A 20,203-nucleotide genomic window follows, 5' to 3' on the forward strand; every position below is an offset into this window, starting at 1 on the left:
AGGCGGCTTTTTCTCTGGCGGGGCGCGGTCCCGGGGCGCCGCGGCCAGGTCAAGCCTGAGGCAGCGCCCGCTTGACCCCCACCAGCCGCCGGTAGCGGGGCCTCGCCGCGAAGTCGTCGGGGTGCCAGAGGGCCGGGCGACCCACCTCGCGGCACAGGTGCAGCACGGAGCCCTCGGCCACCCAGACGCCGACGTGGGCGCCGTACGCCGTGCCGTCGGGGCTGTACAGGAGCAGGTCGAGCGGGGCGGGACCGGGGACCTCGCGGGTGGCGGTGCGGTCCGCCCACAGCTCGGCCGAGCGCAGGGGCGGCAGGGGGCGGCCGAAGTGGCGCAGGACCTCGTAGGCGTAGAGCTGGCAGTTGGCGCCGAGGGCCAGGTCGGGGCGGGCGGTGGCGGCGGGGGAGCCCGGGTAGCGGGAGCCTGCGTACGGGACGGTCCAGAGGTCGGCCGGGAGGCCGGTGAGGAGTGGGGGCACGGGGGCAATCCTGCCGGGCCGGAGGGGCAGCGGGAGAAGGCAGGCAGGTTCCGGCCGTCGCCCCTGCTCCCGCACCCTTGCCTGCTTCCGCGTCCTCGCGGGCCCGTCCCGGTGATCCCATGGCCGCACGCTGGCCGCCCGGGCGGCCCGGATCAAGGCCGTTCCGGGGCTCCTCGGCGGAGGGGCGAGGCGCCGAGGCTCTGCGCAGGGCCTGTCGAGCCCCGTTCTCAGGCGCCCGGACCTCTCCCGAGGCCCTTGTGGAGGCCCCCGACCCCCCCCGCATCCCCCTTGTCCGGGGGTTGCGGCGGCGTCCTAGGCCCCGGATGCCCTCCTGGGAGTGGCCTGGGCCACTTCCAGGGGCCTCATTCGGGCTTCGGGGAGGGCGAGTTGAGGGGCTCGGGTGGGTGGCCCAGGCCACTTTCGAGGGGGTCTCGGAGGGGGTGCCGGGTGACAAGCGACACAGGGGGTTCTGGGCCTACTACGCCCCATAGGAGTGCATCGGTCCGATTTGAGGGTTTAAGCGGCGGTTTGGCGGGTTGGTGTGCGGGCTTGGCGTGTGAACGGCTTCACTTCGACGGGGTGACCCCCCTCTTTCGGTCCCGATCTGGGGCCTCGCCCCCTTCTGAGGGGTGTTTCGGGTGGGTTCGGGGCTCTGAGGTTGAACTGTCAAGGGCGTGGGTTACCCCCCTCCGATATACGACATCCGGTAGTAGATGGGCCCTTTGTCCTGAGGTGGGGCGGCGGGTTACCAAGGTGAGGCACCGGCGAAACGTCGGGCTCATTCGTTCCCCCCTCACGGAGGTCCACCCCGTATGTCGAAGCGCGCCACGAACCTCAACCTCGCCTCGCCCCAGCTCCGTACTCGGGTCGCCGTCCTGGCCGCCGGTCTCGGCGCCTCGGCGATGCTCGGGGTCGGGGTCGCGTCCGCCGCGACCGGTGCGGACACCGCTCCTGGTGCTGCGGCCGGTGCGGTCGCCGCCCAGGCCGACGCGCAGTCGAAGGCGGCCACGGCCGTCAAGCACGCCGAGCAGTCGAAGAAGGAAGCGCCCAAGGGCAAGCCCGCCGAGAAGAAGGCGGAGAAGAAGCCGGAGAGCAAGCCCGCGAAGAAGAAGTCCGCGTGGACCGTCCCGGTGAACAACGCGACCATCTCGGCCACCTACGGCACCGGCGGTGACCGCTGGGCCAACAAGCACTCCGGCCAGGACTACGCGGTGTCGGTCGGCACCGACGTCCACTCCGCCGCCGGCGGCACGGTCGTCAAGGCCGGCGGCAACGGTGCCGGTGACGGCCCCGCCTACGGCAACGCCGTCGTCGTCAAGCACACCGACAACACGTACACCCAGTACGCGCACCTGTCGCAGATCAACGTGAGCCCTGGCCAGACGGTCAAGGAGGGCCAGAAGATCGCCCTCTCCGGCAACACCGGTAACTCCAGCGGTCCCCACCTGCACTTCGAGGTCCGCACCAGCCCCAACTACGGCTCCGCCATCGACCCCGCCGCGTTCCTGCGCAGCAAGGGCCTGTGATCCGGCCGTAGCACCCCGCGCCCCGGCGCGGACGGCACCCCGGAACGGCGGTGCGGGCTCTCAGCCCGCGCCGCCGTTCGGCGTGCCACGCCACCAGGGCCCGCGCCGGCCGCCCGCGCCCTGACCGTCGTCCGGGAGCCGGACCACCGGGAAGCTCCCCGTGCTGGTCGGGGCGTGGTCGGGCAGCCAGAGCACCGCGACCGCGCCCTCGGGCGGGGCACCGGGCGCGGCGCCGGGGGTCCGGACGTTGCGGAAGGTGAGCCGTGCCCCCAGCACCCGGGCCTGCCCGGCGGCGATGGTGAGCCCCAGTCCGTGGCCCCGGCCCGCCCGGTCGGCGCTGCCGGTGCGGAACCGGCTCGGCCCGTCCGCCAGCAGCGCCTCGGGGAAACCCGGCCCGTGGTCCCGGACCCGGATCACCCGGCCCTCGACGGTGACCTGGACCGGGGGCCTGCCGTGTTTGGCGGCGTTGGCCAGCAGGTTGCCGAGGACGCGTTCCAGGCGGCGCGGGTCGGTCGCCACGTCGGCGTCGTAGAGGACCCGCACCTCGACCTCGGGGCCGAGCGTGCGGACCCGGCGGGTGACGAACTCGCCCAGCGCGATGTCCTGGAGTTCGGCGCGCTCGGCGGCGGTGTCCAGGCGGGAGACCTCCAGGACGTCCTCGACCAGGGTGCGCATGGCCTGCGCCCGGTCCCGTACCAGCTCGGTGGGGCGGCCCGGCGGCAGCAGCTCGGCGGCGGTCAGCAGCCCGGTGACCGGGGTGCGCAGTTCGTGGGCGATGTCGGCGGTGACCCGGCGCTCCGCCTCCAGCCGCTGCTTCAGCGCGTCCGCCATGGCGTCCACCGCCCGGGCCAGGTCGTCGGTCTCGTCCCGGACCACCCCGCCGATCGCCGACCGCACCCGTACGTCGGTACGCCCCTCGGCGACCTGGCCCGCGGCGGCCGCCGCCTTGCGCAGCCGGTGGGAGAGCTGCCCGCCGATGAGGACGCCCAGCGCGCAGCCGCCCAGGATGACCGCGCCCGAACCGATCAGCAGGGCCCGGTCGAGGTCGCGCATGATCGTGGAGCTGCGGTCGGTGAAGCGAGTGTGCACGGAGAGGATGCGGCCGTCACCGAGCGGCACCGCGCCCCAGATGTCGGGGACGCCCTCGCGGAACTCCTGGATGAAGGTGGCGCGGCGGCCCGCCTCGGCGCGCTCCCGCAGCTCGTCGGGGATCTCCGGGTCGTCGATCTTGGCGCCGAACTGGAGCCGGCCCGTCCCCGCGTAGATCCGCTGGGCGAACTGGACCCGCTCGTCCTGGAGGTCCCGGGCGTTGTCGAGCATCGAGATCCGGGCGGCGTTGTGCACGACGAGGCTGAGGGCGAGCGCGACGAGCGCCCCGACCAGGGTGATGGCCGCGCTCAGCTTCCACCGCAGCCCGGTGTGCAGCTGCCCGCGCAGCCGCTCACGCAGCCGTCTCCACCAGCTCCCCTGGTGGGCCCCGGCGGCTGGGGACGCGCCGCCGGGGCCGGTACCGGAGGCAGCCCCTGGCCCGGCGGGGGCGGAGCGGCGGCGGAAGGGGCCGGACACCTCAGGCCCTCAGTTTGTAGCCGAAGCCGCGGACGGTCTCTATCCGCTCCTGGCCGATCTTGGCGCGCAGCCGCTGCACGTGCACGTCGACCACCCGGGTGTCGCCGCCCCAGCCGTAGTCCCAGACGCGTTCCAGCAGCTTGTCGCGGGAGAGGACGGTGCCCGGCGCGGCCGAGAACTCCAGCAGCAGCCGCATCTCGGTCGGCGTCAGCGCGACCGGGGTGCCGGCCCGCCGCACCACCATGCCCTCGGTGTCCAGCTCCAGGTCCCCGAAGCGGAGCAGCCCGTCGTCCTCGGCGGGCCCGGCGGAGGGCTCCTCCTCGGCCCTGGCGCCCTGGGCCCCGGCGGCGTGGCCGAAGCGGCGCAGCACGGCGCGGATGCGGGCGACCAGGACCGAGCCGTCGAACGGCTTGGTGACGTAGTCGTCGGCGCCCGCCTCCAGGCCGAGGACCACGTCGATGGAGTCGGCCCGCGCCGAGAGCATGATCACCGGCACGGTCGACTCGTCGCGTATGCGGCGGCAGAGGCTGACCCCGTCCATGCCGGGCACCATCACGTCGAGCAGGGCGATGTCCGGCCGGTCGGCGCGGAACGCCTCCAGACCCGAGAGCCCGTCGGGCATGGCGGTCACCCGGAAGCCGACCCGCTCCAGGGCGAGCTGGGTCGCCTCCCGGATCACGTCGTCGTCCTCCACGAACAGGACATGGGTGTGGTCGGCCATCGGGCGGGTCCTCTGTCTCTCCAGTTCTCGGGGGCGGTCGCGAAACGATGGTGTCAGGCCGCGGGCGCGCCCTCGCTCCGGGCCGGCGCCGGGGTCTCGGCCAGCGCCTGCGGCGGCTCGGAGGTGACGGTGTTGCTGTAGTCGTTGTGCTGCCGGAACCGCTCCGCGAAGGAATCGTCCTTCCACCGGTAGGTCACGACCTCCTCGCCCGAGGGGTACGCGACCGAGTCGCCCTTGTCGTACATCTGCCGGGTCACCACGAGGTCGCCCCGGTCGATCTCGGCGTAGACGGGGGGCGTCTCGTTGCGGAAGACGTTGACGTAGCCCTGGGTGGCGGCCGCCTTCTCGGCGGCCTTGCCCTCCGCGGCCACGCGGTAGACGTAGGCGCCGACCCCGACGGCGTCGCCGCAGGTCAGTACGTTGATCACGACGTCGGAGACCTTGGCGCCGGTCAGGTCGCCGTAGCTGACGTCGACCGGGTACTCGTCGCCGACGCAGGGCTTCAGGTCGCGCTTGATCCCCGCGTCGACCTCGGGGTCGGCCTTGAGCAGCTTCACCGCGTCGGCCCGCTTCACCCGGGGGGTGGGGCTCGCCGCGCCGGTGGGGGAGGAGGCGACCGGTTCGCTTCGGGCCGGGCCCTCGTCGCGGGTGCCGGTGCTGGTCGCGGTGCAGGCCATGAGGGCGGCCACGAGGAGGAGGGAGACGACGGCGGCGCAGACCACCGCTCCTCTGGGATTAGCCCTCAGGCCGCGCAACGCTCCTGCTCCTCACGCTCGGGCGCGCGGCTCTCCAGTTCACGGCTCTCCAGCTCCTGGCGGAGCCGGGCGAGCGCCCGGTGCAGCGTGCTCTTGACCGTGCCGGCCGACATGCCGAGGGCGGCGGCGGTCTCCTCAGTGGACATCTGCTCCCAGTGTCGCAGCACCACGACACTGCGCTGCTTCGGAGCCAGCACCTTGAGCACGTCCATGAGCAGGGCGCGGTCGGCGTGCTGCTCGGTGCCGTCGGTGACCGCGGGCTCGGGAAGCTCCTCGGTCGGGACCTCCTGGAGCTTGCGCGAGCGCCACCACTCCGTCCGCGTGTTGATCATGACACGCCGCAGATAGGCGTCGGCCAGCCGCTTGTCCGCTATCAGCTCCCACCGCCGGTACGTGCGCACCAGCGCCGTCTGGAGCAGGTCCTGGGCGTCGACGGGATCGGGGACCAGCCGGCGCGCGCTGCGCAGCAGGGCGTCCTGCCGCGTGCGGACGTACTCCTCGAACTCCAGCACCTCGTTCTGCGCCATGTCCGCCTCCGCTCGACCCCGTGAATCCCCTGGCCACCGCTGACCGCCCGGGAGGCGGTGGGGTGGTACGGACAGGAACCTACGGGCGCGGTGTAACGGGGCCCGGCGCGTGGGACGGCGGTGGGCGCACGGATGTACGTCGGTTGTGTAACAGTCCTCCGCGCGCCCCCGGAGCGGGGGCGCGCGGAGGGCTTACGTCCGGTTTCGTGCGCGGACGGTCAGGAGTGCGGCAGCCGGTACAGCCCGTCGGGCAGCGGCTCGACCAGGCCGTCGGCGACCAGCCCGTCCAGCGCGCGGGCCCGCTGCACGGCGTCGTCCCACTCGCGGTCGAGCACCGCCTGCGGAACCGGCGCCACCGCTTCCCGCAGGACCGCGAGCAGCTTGCCGCGGACCTGGCGGTCGGTGCCGGCGTAACTCTGGCCGCGGCGGGCCGGACCGCTGTGCGGCGGCTTGCCGGCGGCCTTCCAGGCGCACCGGGAGGCGAGCGGGCAGCGGGCGCAGCTCTCGTTGCGCGCGGTGCAGACCAGCGCCCCCAGCTCCATCGAGGCGGCGGCCCACCGGGCGGCCGTCTCGTCCCGCTCCGGCAGCAGCTCCCGGGCGAGGCGGCGCTCGGCCGCGGTGGTCGCGTTCGGCGGGTACTGCACGCCGGTCACCGCCCGCGCCAGCACGCGGCGCACATTGGTGTCGAGCACCGCGTGCCGCTGCCCGTAGGCGAAGGAGGCGACGGCCGCGGCCGTGTACTCGCCGATGCCGGGCAGGGCGAGCAGCTGGGCGTGCTCGGCCGGGACGTCGCCGCCGTGGCGTTCCGCTATGGCGACGGCCGCGCCGTGCAGGCGCAGCGCGCGGCGCGGGTAGCCGAGCCGGCCCCAGGCGCGGACCGCCTCGCCGGGCGCCTCGGCGGCCAGGTCGGCGGGGCGCGGCCAGCGGGCCATCCACTGCTCGTAGACCGGCAGGACCCGGTTGACCGGGGTCTGCTGGAGCATGAACTCGCTGACCATCACCGCCCAGGCGCCCGCGTCCGGGTCGCGCCAGGGCAGGTCGCGGGCGTGCTGCTCGAACCAGGCGATGACCGGGGTGTGCAGGTCGGCTCCGGCCTGCGGTTCGCCGGCGGCCGGGCGCGGCACGGTGGCGCAGGGCGTGGGCTCGGCGGCCGGTTCGTGGGCCGCCTGGGGGGTGCGGGCCGGTGGGGTGGTGGGGGGAGTGGCGGTGCGGACGGCTTCAGGCCGGTCGGGGGCGGGGGTGTTCGGCATGGGCTTCATCGACGCAGTCATGGCGTTCTCGATCCTGCCACGAGGACCCCTCGCGACACGCGCAGCGGTGCGGCGCCCCGCCGGGGCACCGCACCGCTGTCCGTGTGAATCACCCGGCAGGCCGGGTGACAGGTCACCTCACCTGGTCGCCCCCGGCCGAGTGCCGGGGCGCGCCCGGCCCCGCCAGCCAGACCACGGCCTCCGAGCCCGAGCCGCGCATCGTCACCACCAGTCTGGTGAGCGGCTTGGTGCAGAGCCGGACCAGGCCCCAGGCGACCAGGCCGCCGAAGACCAGGCCGACCGCGACGTCGTGCGGGTAGTGCACGCCGACGAAGATCCGCGAGAAGCCCATCAGGATCGCCATCGGCACGGTGAGCCGCCACAGGTGGCGCCAGGCCAGCGCCAGGCCGATGGCGGCGGCCCCGGCGATGGTCGAGTGGTTGCTGGGGAACGACCAGTCGCCGTACGGCGGGCAGGGCACCAGCGAGGCGGCGGCGTTCGCCACGGCCCGGCAGGGGCGCTCCTCCTGGATGACCGACTTGAAGGTCTCGCTCAGTACGTAGGCGACGCCGGTGACCAGCGGTGCGAGCACCGCCACGGCGGTGGCCTGCGGGCTGAACCGGCGTGAGCGCCACCAGCCGGCGAGGAACAGTGCCGCGAAGACCAGCAGGCCCAGCTCCGTCCACAGCTCGGCGACGTCCTTGGTCCAGGTCGGGGTGGAGTGGGCGAAGTCGAGGATGTCGCGGTAGAGACCGGAGGTCCCTCCCAGGTCGCCCGCGGCGGCGAGGGTCTCGCCGGCGGCCTCACCCGTGCTCCCGTCGGGGAGCGGGGCGGCGTGCGCCGCGGCGGCGGGCGCGAGATCCGGTTCCAAGATGCTGTTCATGCCGTCCAAGCTGTCGAGCGGTCCAGGCCGTCCTGGGCGGTGTGCGGTCGGCGGAGTGGTGCCCGGCCTGCCGGCACCGCTCCGCGCTGATGATTCTCTCGCCGTACATACGGTTTACCGACACCGGTGGTTCCGCTGTAACCCGGCGGTCCGTGCGGCGTGCGTCTCATCGGGCGCCCCGGAACCGGGAATCTGCCGTTCCGTGCACGCTTGGTGACCCTCTGTCGACAGGGTGGCCGCAGGTGTGCTGTCCCGGGGCCTGAATCGGGTGCCCGGTGGAATGATGATCCGGAAAAGATGTACTCCGAGCGGCGGGTAGGGCCGGAGACGCGCCTGATCTCTCGTAAGGTTTGGGCGTGGGATCTCTGCGCAATCCGATCGGGCCGCTTCCCTCCTCCATCTACTGGCGACGGAGGGTTGTTCTGCTGTCCGTCGTGGCGGTGCTCGCCCTCCTCGTGACCTGGCTGGTGGTGTCGGTCGGCGGCGGCGGGAAGCGCGACGGAGCCTCCGGTTCCGGCGGCCACAGCCCCGCGCCCTCCATCACCCCCGGCGACTCCCCCTCGGGCCCCGCGATCAGCGAACACCCGGGCGGCCGCGACGAGTCCGGCGAGGACGACGAGAGCGGTACGGATGGCTCCGGCGGCACGGGCGGCGAGGGCGCCGGAGGCGGCGAGGCCGGTGACGGGAACTCCGGTTCCGGTCCCGGTGCGGGCGGCGCGGGCGCGGGCGGCGGCGAGACCACCGGCGAACAGGTTCCCACCGGGTCCACCCTGCCCAACTGCCCGGCCGGTGCGGTGGAGATGAGCCTGCGCCCCACCAAGAACACCTACGAGCCGGACCAGAAGCCGAAACTCGTCCTCAAGGCCGAGAACACCTCCAAGGCCGACTGCAAGGTCGATCTCGGGCCCAAGACAGCCGTGCTGACGATCACTGAGACCGGCGAGGACAAGCCGCTCTGGTCCTCCGCGCACTGCCCCGCCACCGGCAGCCTGCTGCTGAAGCTCCCGGCCCAGGGCAGCGTCACCCACACCGTCACCTGGGACCGCCGCGCCAGCGCCGACAAGTGCGCCACCCCGCCGGCCGGCGCCGCCGGACCCGGCACCTACCTCGCCGAGGTCGAGGCGCCCGTCGCCACGGCCAAGATCTCCTTCGTCCTCGCCAAGGACTGACCGGCCCGCTCCGGTACGGACACGAGAAGCGCCGCCGCACGAACTCCGTGCGGCGGCGCTTCTCATGGGACGGGCGGAGCGGTCAGACGTACCGCTCCAGGATCGACGACTCGGCCAGGCGGGAGAGGCCCTCGCGGACGCTGCGGGCACGGGCCTCGCCGACGCCGTCCACCGTCTGGAGGTCGTCCACGCTGGCCGCCAGCAGCTTCTGGAGGCCGCCGAAGTGCTCCACCAGCCGGTCGATGATGGCGCCGGGCAGCCTCGGCACCTTCGCCAGGAGGCGGAAGCCGCGCGGCGACACCGCCGAGTCCAGCGCCTCCGGCGAGCCGGTGTAGCCGAGCGCCCGCGCCACCACGGGGAGTTCGAGCAACTCGGTGTGGCTGAGCTTGCCCAGCTCCGCCAGCGCCTCGTCCACCGTGCGGGAACGCTTCGCCGTGGGCTCCGGCACGTAGTCCCGGACGACCAGCTCGCGTTCGGGCTCGACGCCGGCGATCAGTTCGTCCAGCTGGAGGGCGAGCAGCCGCCCGTCGGTGCCCAGTTCCACCACGTACTCGGCGATCTCGGCGGCGATCCGGCGGACCATCTCCAGCCGCTGCGAGACGGCCGTGACGTCGCGGACCGTGACCAGGTCCTCGATCTCCAGCGCCGAGAGCGTGCCGGCCACCTCGTCCAGCCGGAGCTTGTACCGCTCCAATGTGGCGAGAGCCTGGTTGGCGCGAGAGAGGATGGCGGCCGAGTCCTCCAGGACCCGGCGCTGCCCGTCCACGTAGAGCGCGATCAGCCGCATCGACTGGCTGACCGAGACCACGGGGAAGTTGACCTGCTTGGAGACGCGGTCGGCGGTGCGGTGCCGGGTGCCGGTCTCGTCGGTGGGGATGGTCGGGTCGGGGACGAGCTGGACTCCGGCGCGCAGGATCTTGGTGAGGTCCTTGTCGAGGACGATGCCGCCGTCGAGCTTGCACAGCTCGCGCAGGCGGGTCGCGGAGAACTCGACGTCCAGCACGAAGCCGCCGGTACACATCGACTCGACGGTCTTGTCCCAGCCGAGCACGATGAGTCCGCCGGTGTTCCCCCGCAGAATCCGCTCCAGCCCGTCCCGCAGCTGGGTGCCGGGGGCGACGGCGCTCAGCGAGGCACGCATCAGCCCGTCGGCACCGGGCCCGCCGGACTTGCCGGGGGCCGTTGCCCGGTCATTGGCTGCCACTGCACTCCTCCGGTCGCGGGTTTGCCTCTGCCGCCCCGCCCTGGTCGCGGCCCGTCGGGCCGGGGGACCGCAGCCCCCGAGGCCACAGCTCCACCGGCGCGGCCGACCAGGTCACGGCGCGTCCGGACCGTACGACGACTCCTGCCGGACCGGCGAGACCTGGCAAAAGTCTACCGGCGCTCCTCCGCCTCCTGGGGGCTTGCCGGGCTCTGGGCCCGGCGCCGCCGCGGCAGAACCCGCAACGCGTCCCCCATGTCGGCCACTTCGACCACCTTCATCCCCGGCGGCACCTTCCCCGGGTCGGCCGGTACGAGGGCGTGGGTGAAGCCCAGCCGGGCCGCCTCCGCCAGCCGCCGCTGGACGCCCGTCACCCGCCGGACCTCGCCCGCGAGACCGACCTCGCCGATCGCCACCAGGTTCTTCGGCAGCGGGGTGTCGCTCGCCGCGCTGGCCAGGGCCAGGGCCACCGCCAGGTCGGCGGCGGGCTCGGAGAGCTTCACGCCACCGACCGTCGCCGAGTAGATGTCCCGCTTGCCGAGCGCGGTGATGCGGCCGCGCTGCTCCAGCACCGCCAGCATCATCGAGACCCGGGAGGTCTCCAGGCCCGAGGTGGTCCGGCGCGGGGAGGGGATCTGCGAGTCGACGGTGAGCGCCTGGACCTCGGCGACCAGCGGGCGGCGGCCCTCCAGCGTCACCGTCAGGCAGGTGCCCGGGACCGGCTCGGCGCGGCGGGTCAGGAAGAGGCCGCTGGGGTCGGCGAGGCCGGTGATGCCCTCGTCGTGCAGCTCGAAGCAGCCGACCTCGTCGGTGGTGCCGTAGCGGTTCTTGACGCCGCGGACCAGGCGGAGCCGGGCGTGCCGGTCGCCCTCGAAGTGGAGCACCACGTCGACCAGGTGCTCCAGCAGGCGCGGGCCGGCGATGGCGCCGTCCTTGGTGACGTGGCCGACCAGGAGCGTGGACATGCCGCGCTCCTTGGAGGCCCGGATCAGCGCCCCGGCGACCTCCCTGACCTGCGCCATGCCGCCGGGCGCGCCGTCGATCTCGGGGGAGGCGACGGTCTGCACGGAGTCCAGGACCAGCAGCGAGGGCTTGACCGCGTCGAGATGGCCGAGAACGGCGGAGAGGTCGGTCTCGGCGGTGAGATAGAGGTGGTCGCTGAGCGCGTCGATCCGGTCCGCGCGCAGCCGGACCTGGCTGGCCGACTCCTCGCCGGTGACGTACAACGTGCGGTGCTCGTCCGAGGCGGCCTTCGCCGCGACGTCCAGCAGCAGCGTGGACTTGCCGACGCCCGGCTCGCCCGCGACCAGCACCACGGCGCCGGGCACCAGACCGCCGCCGAGCACCCGGTCCAGCTCGGGCACGCCGGTCGGGCGGGCCGTCGCCTGCTTGCCGTCGACCTGCGCGATGGGCAGGGCGGAGCTGGTCACCCGCCCCGGGGCGGTGGTGCGGACGGCGGGCGCGCCGTACTCCTCGACCGTGCCCCAGGCCTGGCACTCCGGGCAGCGGCCGAGCCACTTCGCCGTCTGCCAGCCGCACTCGGTGCACCGGTAGGACGGCCGTTCCTTGGCGGATTTCGTACGGGCAGCCATGCGCCCCACCGTAGCGGCGCCCACCGACACTCCACGCCGCGCGGGGGCCGGACCCTACCGGCTGACCCGGAACCGCAGGTGCGTCACGCCCGGCGACATCACCACCTGGAGCCGCTCCAGCTGGACGTGGACCCCCTCCAGGTTGTCGAAGAGGCGGGTGCCGGAACCGAGGATGACCGGGGTCAGGCTGACGCACAGCTCGTCGACGAGTCCCGCGCGCAGCGCCTGCTGGACCGGGGAGGCGCCGTGCAGCACGACGTCCTTGCCGCCCGCCAGCTCCCCGGCCCGCTCCAGCGCCTCCCCGATGCCGCCGGTGACGAAGGTGAACACCTCGGGGGCGCCGACCTCGTCGGGCTTGGGCGGGGAGTGGGTGAGGACGACGCACGGGATCGGGCCGAGCGGGCCCGCGGTGCCCCCCTCGTACGGGGCGTAGCCGTTGCGGCCCATGACGACCGCGCCGGTGCGGGCGCGCATCCCGGCGAGCAGGGCGCGGTCCCCCGTCGCCATCGGTTCGTCCAGCCAGCGGCGCAGCACCTCCCCGCGCTCGCCGAGCGGGCGTTCGCGGGTGGGGCCCGGGCCGGTGACGAAGCCGTCGAGTGACATGGAGATGCCGGAGGCGATGTATCCCATGACTGCCCTGACCCGGGTGGTGCGCGGGGCTCATCGGTCCCGGCGGAACTTTCTTCGCGCTCCCCGCCGGGACCGCAAGGATTCGGCCATGTCGGGACCGGGCGACTCCGGGGCGCGTTCGCCTCACCTGAAGTGAGCCGTCCGGCGGGCTGAAACCTTATCTCCTGTCCCCTTATGAGGGATGTGTTCACCCGTATGGATGAAAAGCGTTCAAGTTGGCGGAAGGTTCCGCCGAACGCGCCTACGGTCGTCCGGGTGATGAGCAGCAGGACCGACCGCCCCACGCACCCCGCCGGCGCGCCAAGGGCACACCGCGCCCCGGTCTCCCGGAAGGCCGGAACGCCTGCCCAGGCCGCCGTCACCGCCGCCCGGGGAGAGGGCGACGACGTCCATCTGGACGGCCTGTTCACCTACTGCCTCTCGATCCTGCACGACCACGACCTCGCCCACTCCGCCCTGGGCGAGGTGGTCGCCCTCGCCGCCCGGAACAGCTCCCGCCCCGCCCGCGGCCCGGCCGGCCGCCGCGCCTGGCTCTACGCCCTGGCCCGCTGGGTCTGCCTCCGCGAACTGGCCGAGGCGCAGGCCGGACGGCCCCCGGCGCACGCCCCCCGGGAACGCCGCCGCGCCCCCGACGAGATGCGCGCCGCCGAACTGGCCCGGCTCGCCTGGCCGGAGGCGGCCGGAACCAGCCCCGAGCAGCGCGAGGCCCTGGAGCTCTCCGTCCGCCACGGCCTGGCCCCCGAGGAGATCGCGGCGGTGCTCGGCGCCGACCCCGCCGCCACCCGGACCCTGCTCGCCGCCGCCTCCTGCGAGGTCGAGCGGACCAGGGCCGCGCTCAGTGTGGTCGAACGCGGCACCTGCCCCAGCGTCGCCCGCCTCACCGGCGACCGGCGGGTCCTGCTCAGCACGGCCCTGCGCACCGAACTGGTCCGGCACGTCGACGACTGCCCCCGCTGCCGCCGCGCCGCCGAGCGCGCCGAGGCCGCCGCCCCCTGGCCGGGCACCGCCCGTCCCGTCTCCGGGCCGCTGCCCCTGGTCGCCCCCGACCGGGCCGCGCTGGCCGCCGCCTTCCCCGCCGGAGCGCGGCCGCACCGCGTGGTCCGCACCGCCCCGCGCTTCAACCGCGAGGGCTTTCCGATGGACCCCCGGGACCGTGCCGCCCGCCGCGAGCGGATGCGGGCCCGCGCCGTCACCACCACCCTGGTCGCCACCGTCGTCGCCGCACCGGTGCTCGCCCTGTGGGCCGCCTACCGGGGCGCGCCCCAGACCGGCGAGGCGGAGGGCGGGCGTCCGGTCGCGGCCAGCGAGAGCGGGGACCCGGACGCGGGCCCCGGCGCCGACGGCCACTACGAGAACACCGGCAGCGCCCGCCCCTCCGACCGCCCCGACGTCTCCGTCGAGGTCACCGCCCCCGGCGTACCGCCCGAGGGCTCGCCCCACGGCTCCCTCGCCGTCGAGGCCCGGCACACCCGCGACGGCACCCTCGTCACCCTGACCGCCACCGGCACGACCCCCGTCGACTGGTCCGCACGCGCAGGCTCCGCCTGGCTCCGACTGAGCCGTACCTCCGGCACGCTGGCACCTGGCGAAACGGTCATCCTCCGGGTGTTCGTCGACGCTGACCGCGAGCCGCGTGGCCACTGGAGCGCCCGCATCGCCATCGGCCCGCACGGCGCCGTGGTCACCGTCCGGGGGTACGGCGCCGCCCCCGGCGTCCCCGGCCGCCCCGGCCCGCCCAACCCGGGCACCTCCCCGCCGGGCCCCAGCGATCCCGGCCCGACCGACCCCGGCACCCCGAAGCCGACCGACCCCGGCCCCACGGACCCGGGACCGACCGACCCGGGCCCCACCGACCCGGGACCCACGGACCCCGGCCCGTCCGACCCGGGCCCGACCGACCCGGGACCCACGGACCCGGGCCCGATCCCCTCCGAACCGGGCCCGTCGGAGCCGGAGCCTTCGGAATCCGGGCCGTTCGAGCCGGGCAGCGGGTAACGGGCAGCGGGCAAGACGCCCCGACGGTGTGCGCCTCAACGATCACGGCCGAGCCGCAACGGCAAGCCGCCCACGGACGTTCGTGAGTGGAGATCCAACTTGACCGGAGCCCCAGGGAGACTGGGCATGCCTGTGCCAGGAGGCCAGAACGAGGACGGGCCGCCGCACCGGAAAGGCGAGACCGGCGTCTTCCTGGGCGGAGCGCTGACGGTACTGCTCGTCCGGTCTACGCACCGGGCATGCCGCACGTGCCGGACATGGGGCCCTCGTCGTCTCCGTGCTGGCGGGGTGATCGTGATGGCGCTGTACCGGCGGTGGCGGCGACGGCGGGCGGGGCGTGGGTGACGCGGGGGAGTGGGGCGGGGACCACTGAATGCCGGAGGCGGGGCGGGACGAGGGAACCCGGGGAATGCCCGTGCGGACTGAGGGCGGGACGGCCAGGATGGCGGTGTGGCCGATCTGCTCTGGGACGACGTCAGCGGCTTCTTCGACCCCGACCTGATGGGGGCGCTGCCGGCGTGGTCGTCCCCGGGACCTCGGTGGAGGACTGGCAGGCGGTTCTCGACCTCGTGGAGGAGAGCGGCTGGACCTGCCGCTCCTCCGAGGGCGGGGCGGGACTCCCGATGCCTCGCGCGGAGGCCGTGCTGTCCCGCCCGGCCGAGGCGGAGCGCGCGGAACTCCGGGTCCGGCCGATCACCGAGGTCCTGGCGATCTTCCGCTTCCACTCGGCGGAGGAGATCGACTTCGACGTCGATCTACGGGAACCCAGGGCCAGGACCGGCTCGACGTGCTCTGCGACTTCTTTACCGCGATCGGCCGGCGCCTGGGCAAGCCGGTGCTGATGTGCGGCGAGGGCGGCGCCGGCCACCCGGTGCTCGGATTCGACGTCGGTCGCGACCGGGTGGAGCTGCTTGCGGAGCCGCTGGTGACGGCTGAGGAGGAGACCCGTGGTCGGGCGTGGCGACCCGGCCGGCCTCCGGCTCAGTCAGGCTGAGGGGAACGCCGACGCGAGCCGCCGGCCGTGACGGTCCTGCCGCCCACGCCGGCCAGGCCCCGGCCCGACTACTTCCCCGCCCCCGGATCAGCCGGATGCGGCGCCACCATCGGCAGCTGGGAAGCGAGGCGGGCCTCGCAGAGTTCGGAGAGGCGGTCGTAGCCGTCCTTGCCCATGAGTTCGCGGAGTTCGGGGGCGTAGCTCACGTAGACGGGGTCGCCCGCGCCGTGGGCGGAGGTGGCGGAGGTGCACCACCAGTGCAGGTCGTGGCCGCCGGGGCCCCAGCCGCGCCGGTCGTACTCACCGATGGAGACCTGGAGGACGCGGGTGTCGTCGGGGCGGTCGATCCACTCGTAGGTGCGGCGGACCGGAAGCTGCCAGCAGACGTCCGGCTTGGTCTCCAGGGGCTCGCGGCCCTCGCGGAGCGCCAGGATGTGCAGCGAGCAGCCGGCGCCGCCGGCGAAGCCCGGGCGGTTCTGGAAGATGCAGGAGCCCTGCCAGCGGCGGGTCTGGCGGTCGCCGTCCTCGTCCTCCTGCGTCCAGCCGGAGTCGGTGCCCACGTCGTGGTGCTGCCAGATGTCGGGCGTGAGCCTTGCCACATGGCCGGCCACCCGCTCCTCGTCCTCCTCGTCGGAGAAGTGGGCGCCCAGCGTGCAGCAGCCGTCGTCGGCACGGCCCGCCTGGATGCCCTGGCAGCCGCTGCCGAAGACGCAGTTCCAGCGGGAGGTCAGCCAGGTCAGGTCGCAGCGGAAGACCTGCTCGTCGTCGGCGGGATCGGGAAACTCCACCCAGGCACGGGCGAAATCGAGCCCCTGCTCGTCCTGGACCCGCTCGTCCCGCGCGTCCTTGTCCGCCTTCGCCGCCTTCACCTTGCCCTTCTTCCCCTTGACCGATGCTTCCGCCGCCCCGGCGGGGCGGTCGTCCTTCGCCTTTTTCGTCTTTGGCACGTTTCCAGCCTATGCGGGAGCCCGGTGAACCGGGACCGCGCGGCGCCGGGCGGGCAGTAGCGTTCCCCGTATGAGACTCGGTGTCCTCGACGTGGGTTCGAACACGGTGCATCTGCTGGTGGTCGACGCCCACCCCGGCGCGCGCCCGCTGCCCGCGCACTCCCACAAGACCGACCTGCGCCTCGCCCAGCTCCTGGACGAGGCCGGCGCGATCACGCCCGACGGCGTCGAGCGGCTGGTCGCCACCGTCCGCGAGGCGCTGGCCGCCGCCGAGGACAAGGGCGTCGAGGAGCTGCTGCCCTTCGCCACCTCGGCGGTCCGGGAGGCGGTCAACGGGGACGAGGTGCTGGCCCGCGTCCACGAGGAGACCGGCGTGGCGCTGCGGGTCATCTCCGGCGAGGACGAGGCGCGCCTGACCTTCCTGGCCGCCCGCCGCTGGTACGGCTGGTCGGCCGGACGGCTGCTCGTCCTCGACATCGGCGGGGGCTCCCTGGAGATCGCGTACGGCACGGACGAGGAGCCGGACGTCTGCGTCTCGCTCCCCCTCGGCGCCGGGCGGCTCACGGCCGGGCGGCTGCTCGGCGACCCGCCGGACGCCGAGGACGTACGGGCGCTGCGCAAGGACGTACGGACGCAGATCGCCCGGGTCGTCGGCGAGTTCAGCCGCTTCGGCGCGCCGGACCGCGTCGTCGCCACCTCCAAGACCTTCAAGCAGCTGGCGCGGCTGGCCGGGGCGGCCCGCTCCGCCGAGGGGCTGTACGTCCAGCGCGAGCTGAAGCGGAAGTCGCTGGAGGAGTGGGTGCCCCGGCTGGCGGCCATGCCGGCCGCCGAGCGGGCGCTGCTGCCCGGGGTCTCGGAGGGCAGGGCGGCCCAGCTCCCGGCGGGTGCCCTGGTCGCCGAGGCGGCGATGGACCTCTTCGGCGTGGAGACGCTGGAGATCTGCCCGTGGGCGCTGCGCGAAGGCGTCATTCTCCGGCACCTGGACCACATGCCGGCGCAGTGACGGCGGGGCGGTGGGCGGAACGGGGGCCGGGGCGGGGCCATGCAGGCCCGCCCGCCGGCGCGCCAGCCGCCCGCGAACCTGCCACACCGCCCACACCGGCCACACCGCGCGTGCCCGGGCGATCACCCTCGCCGCTACCGCCACCATCACCACCACAGCCCCGCCCCGCCGTCGCCCGTGCGCCTCGCCCGCCCCCGATCAGGCGGTTCGAGGTGGTCATGCCCGGCCCTGCCGGCCCCACCCAGGCGCACGGGTGTGCGAATCGCGGAGCGGTGTGCGCCCCCACGAGCCCCGCGCGTCTCGCACGCCCCACGCGCCCACGCCGCCCGGGCGCCGAACCACCCCCGCCCGGCGAGATTGACGGCCCGCGCAACGGGAACGCACATAACGGGAACGGACATACGAGGCGTAACACCCTGTTCGTCCCGTGACCCACGCGGAACCCGCAGCGCACAGCCGTCCCAGGAGGCGACCCATGACCCTCGCGACCATCGCGGTACTCGGCGCCACCGGCGGCCAGGGCGGTGCCGTCACCGCCGCGCTGCTGCGCACAGGGCACCAGGTCAGAGCCATGGTGCGGGACCCGGGCAGCGTCCGGGCCCAGGTGCTCGCGGGGGCGGGCGTCTCCATCGTCGAGGGCGACCTCACCGACACCGACGCGCTGGCCACGCTCTTCCGCTCCACCGACGCGGCCTTCGCGGTCACCACGCCGTTCCAGGACGGCCTCGACGCCGAGAAGGAGCAGGGGGCCGCCGTCGTCCGCGCCGCCGAGCGGGCGGGCCTGCCGCACCTGGTCTTCTCCTCCGTCGCGGGGGCCGACCTCCACACCGGCATCCCGCACTTCGAGACCAAGGCGCACACCGAGCGCCTCCTCGCCGCCGCCGACGTGCCCTCCACCGTCGTCGCCCCCACCTACTTCTACGAGAACGCCCTCGGCCTGGCCGACGAGGTCGAGGCCGGATTCCTCGCCCTCCCGCTCGACCCGGAGACCCGGCTCCAGCAGATCGCCCGCCATGACCTCGGTCACGTCGTCGCCGAGATCATCGCCGCCCCCGGGGCGTGGGAGGGCGAGCGCGTCGAGCTGGCCGGCGACGACCCCACCGGCCCGCAGATGGCGGCCGCGATCGGCGCCGCCACCGACCGCGAGCTGGCGTACCGCCCCACCCCGCTGGAGGCGGTCCGCGAGGCCGACCCGGACATGGGCGCCATGTGGGCCTTCCTCGCCGGGCACGGCTACGACGTCGACATCCCCGCCCTGCACGCCCGCTTCCCCGGCGTCCCCTGGACCACCTACGCCGACTGGGCCGAGTCCCAGCGCTGGCCCGAGGAGCGCTGACCGTGGACCGCCGCCGTACCCGCGGTGGGGTGTCGCACCCCACGCCCCCGTCCCGGGCCGCGCGCCTGCGGCCCCGTTACGCTGTTCCTCGTGGCAGAACCAGTGGTGCGCATCCCCGATGCGAAGGTCGCCCTGTCGACGGCCTCGGTCTATCCGGAGTCGACGGCGACGGCCTTCGAGATCGCCGCGCGCCTGGGCTACGACGGCGTCGAGGTCATGGTCTGGACCGACCCGGTCAGCCAGGACATCGAGGCGCTGCGCCGGCTCTCCGACTACCACCGGATACCGGTCCTCGCCGTCCACGCCCCCTGCCTGCTGATCACCCAGCGCGTCTGGTCGACCGACCCGTGGACCAAGCTCCAGCGCGCCAAGTCCGCCGCCGAGCGGCTCGGCGCGTCCACCGTCGTCGTGCACCCCCCGTTCCGCTGGCAGCGGCAGTACGCCAAGGACTTCGTCTCCGGCATCTGGCGGATGGCCGACGAGACGGATGTCCGCTTCGCCGTGGAGAACATGTACCCGTGGCGCTACCGCGACCGCGAGATGCTCGCCTACGCGCCCGACTGGGACGTCACCAAGGACGACTACCGGCACTTCACGGTCGACCTCTCGCACACCGCGACGGCCCGCACCGACGCCCTCGACATGGTCGACCGCATGGGTGACCGCCTCGCCCACCTCCACCTCGCCGACGGCGCCGGCTCCAACAAGGACGAGCACCTCGTCCCCGGCCGGGGCACACAGCCCTGCGCCGAGACCCTGGAGCGCCTGGCCGCCCGCGGCTTCGACGGCCACGTCGTCATCGAGGTCAACACCCGGCGCGCCATGTCCAGCGCCGAACGCGAGGCCGACCTCGCCGAGGCGCTCGCCTTCACCCGCCTCCACCTGGCCGCCACCCCGTCGCCGCACACCCCCGGCCCCGGCCGGTGACACCGGACGCGCCCCGCCGCCGGGGACGCCCCTCCCTCCGCTCGGCCGACGGCACCCCGGCCGCCCGCGACCGCATCCTGGCCGCCGCCCGCGAGGAGTTCTCCGCCCGCGGCTACGACAACACCTCGATCCGCCGGATCGCCCAGGCCGCGGGCGTCGACCCGGCCCTCGTCCACCACTACTTCGGCACCAAGGACGAGATCTTCGCCGCCGCCGTCGACCTCTCCCTCGCCTTCCCCGCCAAGGAGCTCCCGGCCCTCCTCGCCGACGGCATCGACGGCGTCGGCGAACGCGTCGCCCGCCTCTTCCTGGGCTTCTGGGAGGACCCGAGGACCCGCGGGCCCGTGCTGGCGGTGGTCCGCTCGGCCCTCACCCACGAGGCGGCCCGCGACATCATGCGCGGCTTCGTCACGCGCAACCTGCTGGAGCGCATCGCCGCCCAGGTCCCCGTCCCCGACCCCACGCTCCGCGCCGAACTGGCCGCCTCCCAGCTCATCGGCGTCGCCATGCTCCGGTACGTACTGGAGCTGGAGCCGCTGGCCTCCGCCGACCCGGAGACGATCGTGGCCACGGTCGCCCCGACGCTCCAGCGGTACCTGACGGACCCGGAGGCCGTACCGGCCGCCGGCGCCTGAGCCGCCGCCGGTCCCGCGCGCCCTGTCCCACGGCGTGGACAAACTGTCCACGAAGCGGCACGGAAGGCGTA

The 20,203-nt window shown here is 74.4% G+C and carries 18 protein-coding genes and 1 pseudogene; 8 read left to right on the plus strand and 11 right to left on the minus strand.

Annotated elements, in window-relative coordinates:
- Positions 1 to 49: 49 nt before the first annotated feature.
- Positions 50 to 475 carry a hydrolase gene (locus tag OIM89_RS17370; protein ID WP_217466553.1) on the minus strand — a complete coding sequence of 142 codons (426 nt, stop codon included), beginning with the start codon at positions 473 to 475 and terminating at the stop codon, positions 50 to 52.
- 812 nt (positions 476 to 1,287) lie between these two features.
- On the opposite strand from OIM89_RS17370, the gene OIM89_RS17375 reads away from it, so the two are divergent.
- Positions 1,288 to 2,001 carry a M23 family metallopeptidase gene (locus OIM89_RS17375; RefSeq protein ID WP_030698870.1) on the plus strand — a complete coding sequence of 238 codons (714 nt, stop codon included), beginning with the start codon at positions 1,288 to 1,290 and terminating at the stop codon, positions 1,999 to 2,001.
- Positions 2,002 to 2,061: 60 nt separating this feature from the next.
- Here the strand turns inward: OIM89_RS17375 and cseC are convergent, their stop codons facing one another.
- The 6 genes from cseC to OIM89_RS17405 all read right to left on the minus strand — a co-directional run bounded on the left by cseC (position 2,062) and on the right by OIM89_RS17405 (position 7,703).
- Complete coding sequence (gene cseC / locus OIM89_RS17380; protein ID WP_030698869.1) at positions 2,062 to 3,567, minus strand: two-component system sensor histidine kinase CseC; 1,506 nt, start codon at positions 3,565 to 3,567, stop codon at positions 2,062 to 2,064.
- A gap of 1 nt (position 3,568) precedes the next feature.
- A complete protein-coding gene (gene cseB, locus OIM89_RS17385; RefSeq protein ID WP_030698868.1) occupies positions 3,569 to 4,288 on the minus strand; it encodes a two-component system response regulator CseB in 720 nt (239 codons plus the stop codon).
- A 53-nt stretch (positions 4,289 to 4,341) separates the two neighbouring features.
- Positions 4,342 to 5,010, minus strand: a complete 669-nt coding sequence (locus OIM89_RS17390; protein ID WP_030698867.1) for a lipoprotein — start codon at positions 5,008 to 5,010, stop codon at positions 4,342 to 4,344.
- A gap of 20 nt (positions 5,011 to 5,030) precedes the next feature.
- Positions 5,031 to 5,570: a SigE family RNA polymerase sigma factor gene (locus OIM89_RS17395; protein ID WP_030698866.1), complete on the minus strand. Its 540-nt coding sequence runs from the start codon at positions 5,568 to 5,570 to the stop codon at positions 5,031 to 5,033.
- Between the two features lie 218 nt (positions 5,571 to 5,788).
- Positions 5,789 to 6,841 (minus strand): A/G-specific adenine glycosylase, encoded by a 1,053-nt coding sequence (locus OIM89_RS17400; protein WP_047470995.1) that lies wholly within the window; start codon positions 6,839 to 6,841, stop codon positions 5,789 to 5,791.
- Between the two features lie 112 nt (positions 6,842 to 6,953).
- Positions 6,954 to 7,703 carry a phosphatase PAP2 family protein gene (locus tag OIM89_RS17405; protein ID WP_030699878.1) on the minus strand — a complete coding sequence of 250 codons (750 nt, stop codon included), beginning with the start codon at positions 7,701 to 7,703 and terminating at the stop codon, positions 6,954 to 6,956.
- 356 nt (positions 7,704 to 8,059) lie between these two features.
- Here OIM89_RS17405 and OIM89_RS17410 point away from each other — a divergent pair, with 356 nt between their 5' ends.
- Complete coding sequence (locus OIM89_RS17410; RefSeq protein WP_030699877.1) at positions 8,060 to 8,872, plus strand: hypothetical protein; 813 nt, start codon at positions 8,060 to 8,062, stop codon at positions 8,870 to 8,872.
- A gap of 82 nt (positions 8,873 to 8,954) precedes the next feature.
- On the opposite strand, the gene disA is transcribed toward OIM89_RS17410, so the two are convergent.
- The 3 genes from disA to OIM89_RS17425 form a co-directional block, all read right to left on the minus strand.
- Positions 8,955 to 10,076, minus strand: coding sequence for a DNA integrity scanning diadenylate cyclase DisA (gene disA / locus OIM89_RS17415; protein WP_010645237.1), 1,122 nt, complete (start codon positions 10,074 to 10,076; stop codon positions 8,955 to 8,957).
- Between the two features lie 170 nt (positions 10,077 to 10,246).
- Positions 10,247 to 11,665, minus strand: coding sequence for a DNA repair protein RadA (gene radA, locus OIM89_RS17420; RefSeq protein WP_003948876.1), 1,419 nt, complete (start codon positions 11,663 to 11,665; stop codon positions 10,247 to 10,249).
- A gap of 54 nt (positions 11,666 to 11,719) precedes the next feature.
- On the minus strand, positions 11,720 to 12,295 hold the full coding sequence (locus tag OIM89_RS17425) for a dihydrofolate reductase family protein (RefSeq protein ID WP_030699876.1): 576 nt from the start codon (positions 12,293 to 12,295) through the stop codon (positions 11,720 to 11,722).
- Between the two features lie 258 nt (positions 12,296 to 12,553).
- Here OIM89_RS17425 and OIM89_RS17430 point away from each other — a divergent pair, with 258 nt between their 5' ends.
- Together OIM89_RS17430 and OIM89_RS17435 are read left to right on the plus strand one after the other, a co-directional pair.
- Entirely contained in the window at positions 12,554 to 14,290 is a 1,737-nt protein-coding gene (locus OIM89_RS17430) for a BACON domain-containing protein (RefSeq protein ID WP_217466555.1), read from the plus strand.
- A gap of 450 nt (positions 14,291 to 14,740) precedes the next feature.
- Positions 14,741 to 15,284 (plus strand): annotated as a pseudogene (locus OIM89_RS17435) (hypothetical protein).
- Positions 15,285 to 15,352: 68 nt separating this feature from the next.
- On the opposite strand, the gene OIM89_RS17440 reads toward OIM89_RS17435, so the two are convergent.
- On the minus strand, positions 15,353 to 16,153 hold the full coding sequence (locus tag OIM89_RS17440) for a hypothetical protein (protein ID WP_411292344.1): 801 nt from the start codon (positions 16,151 to 16,153) through the stop codon (positions 15,353 to 15,355).
- A 148-nt stretch (positions 16,154 to 16,301) separates the two neighbouring features.
- Here OIM89_RS17440 and OIM89_RS17445 point away from each other — a divergent pair, with 148 nt between their 5' ends.
- From OIM89_RS17445 to OIM89_RS17460, 4 genes are all read left to right on the plus strand, one after another.
- The gene (locus OIM89_RS17445) at positions 16,302 to 17,234 is read left to right on the plus strand and encodes a Ppx/GppA phosphatase family protein (protein WP_264491409.1); all 933 of its coding nucleotides are present in this window, start codon (positions 16,302 to 16,304) and stop codon (positions 17,232 to 17,234) included.
- Between the two features lie 475 nt (positions 17,235 to 17,709).
- Positions 17,710 to 18,570, plus strand: a complete 861-nt coding sequence (locus OIM89_RS17450) for an NmrA/HSCARG family protein (RefSeq protein ID WP_030699872.1) — start codon at positions 17,710 to 17,712, stop codon at positions 18,568 to 18,570.
- Between the two features lie 90 nt (positions 18,571 to 18,660).
- A complete protein-coding gene (locus OIM89_RS17455) occupies positions 18,661 to 19,497 on the plus strand; it encodes a sugar phosphate isomerase/epimerase family protein (RefSeq protein ID WP_030699871.1) in 837 nt (278 codons plus the stop codon).
- A complete protein-coding gene (locus OIM89_RS17460; protein WP_030699870.1) occupies positions 19,494 to 20,132 on the plus strand; it encodes a TetR family transcriptional regulator in 639 nt (212 codons plus the stop codon). The genes OIM89_RS17455 and OIM89_RS17460 overlap by 4 nt, the downstream gene beginning before the upstream one ends.
- Positions 20,133 to 20,203 lie beyond the last annotated feature (71 nt).

It is taken from the genome of Streptomyces sp. BI87 (assembly GCF_025957665.1).
Taxonomy (GTDB): domain Bacteria; phylum Actinomycetota; class Actinomycetes; order Streptomycetales; family Streptomycetaceae; genus Streptomyces; species Streptomyces albidoflavus.

Excerpts from the sequence above, each read along its gene's own strand:
- OIM89_RS17400 (WP_047470995.1), bottom strand. The coding sequence starts at position 6,841 with ATGACTGCGTCGATGAAGCCCATGCCGAACACCCCCGCCCCCGACCGG.
- OIM89_RS17445 (WP_264491409.1), top strand. The coding sequence starts at position 16,302 with ATGAGACTCGGTGTCCTCGACGTGGGTTCGAACACGGTGCATCTGCTG.
- OIM89_RS17425 (WP_030699876.1), bottom strand. The coding sequence starts at position 12,295 with ATGGGATACATCGCCTCCGGCATCTCCATGTCACTCGACGGCTTCGTC.
- OIM89_RS17450 (WP_030699872.1), top strand. The coding sequence starts at position 17,710 with ATGACCCTCGCGACCATCGCGGTACTCGGCGCCACCGGCGGCCAGGGC.
- OIM89_RS17375 (WP_030698870.1), top strand. The coding sequence starts at position 1,288 with ATGTCGAAGCGCGCCACGAACCTCAACCTCGCCTCGCCCCAGCTCCGT.
- radA (WP_003948876.1), bottom strand. The coding sequence starts at position 11,665 with ATGGCTGCCCGTACGAAATCCGCCAAGGAACGGCCGTCCTACCGGTGC.
- cseB (WP_030698868.1), bottom strand. The coding sequence starts at position 4,288 with ATGGCCGACCACACCCATGTCCTGTTCGTGGAGGACGACGACGTGATC.
- OIM89_RS17395 (WP_030698866.1), bottom strand. The coding sequence starts at position 5,570 with ATGGCGCAGAACGAGGTGCTGGAGTTCGAGGAGTACGTCCGCACGCGG.
- OIM89_RS17405 (WP_030699878.1), bottom strand. The coding sequence starts at position 7,703 with ATGAACAGCATCTTGGAACCGGATCTCGCGCCCGCCGCCGCGGCGCAC.
- OIM89_RS17430 (WP_217466555.1), top strand. The coding sequence starts at position 12,554 with ATGAGCAGCAGGACCGACCGCCCCACGCACCCCGCCGGCGCGCCAAGG.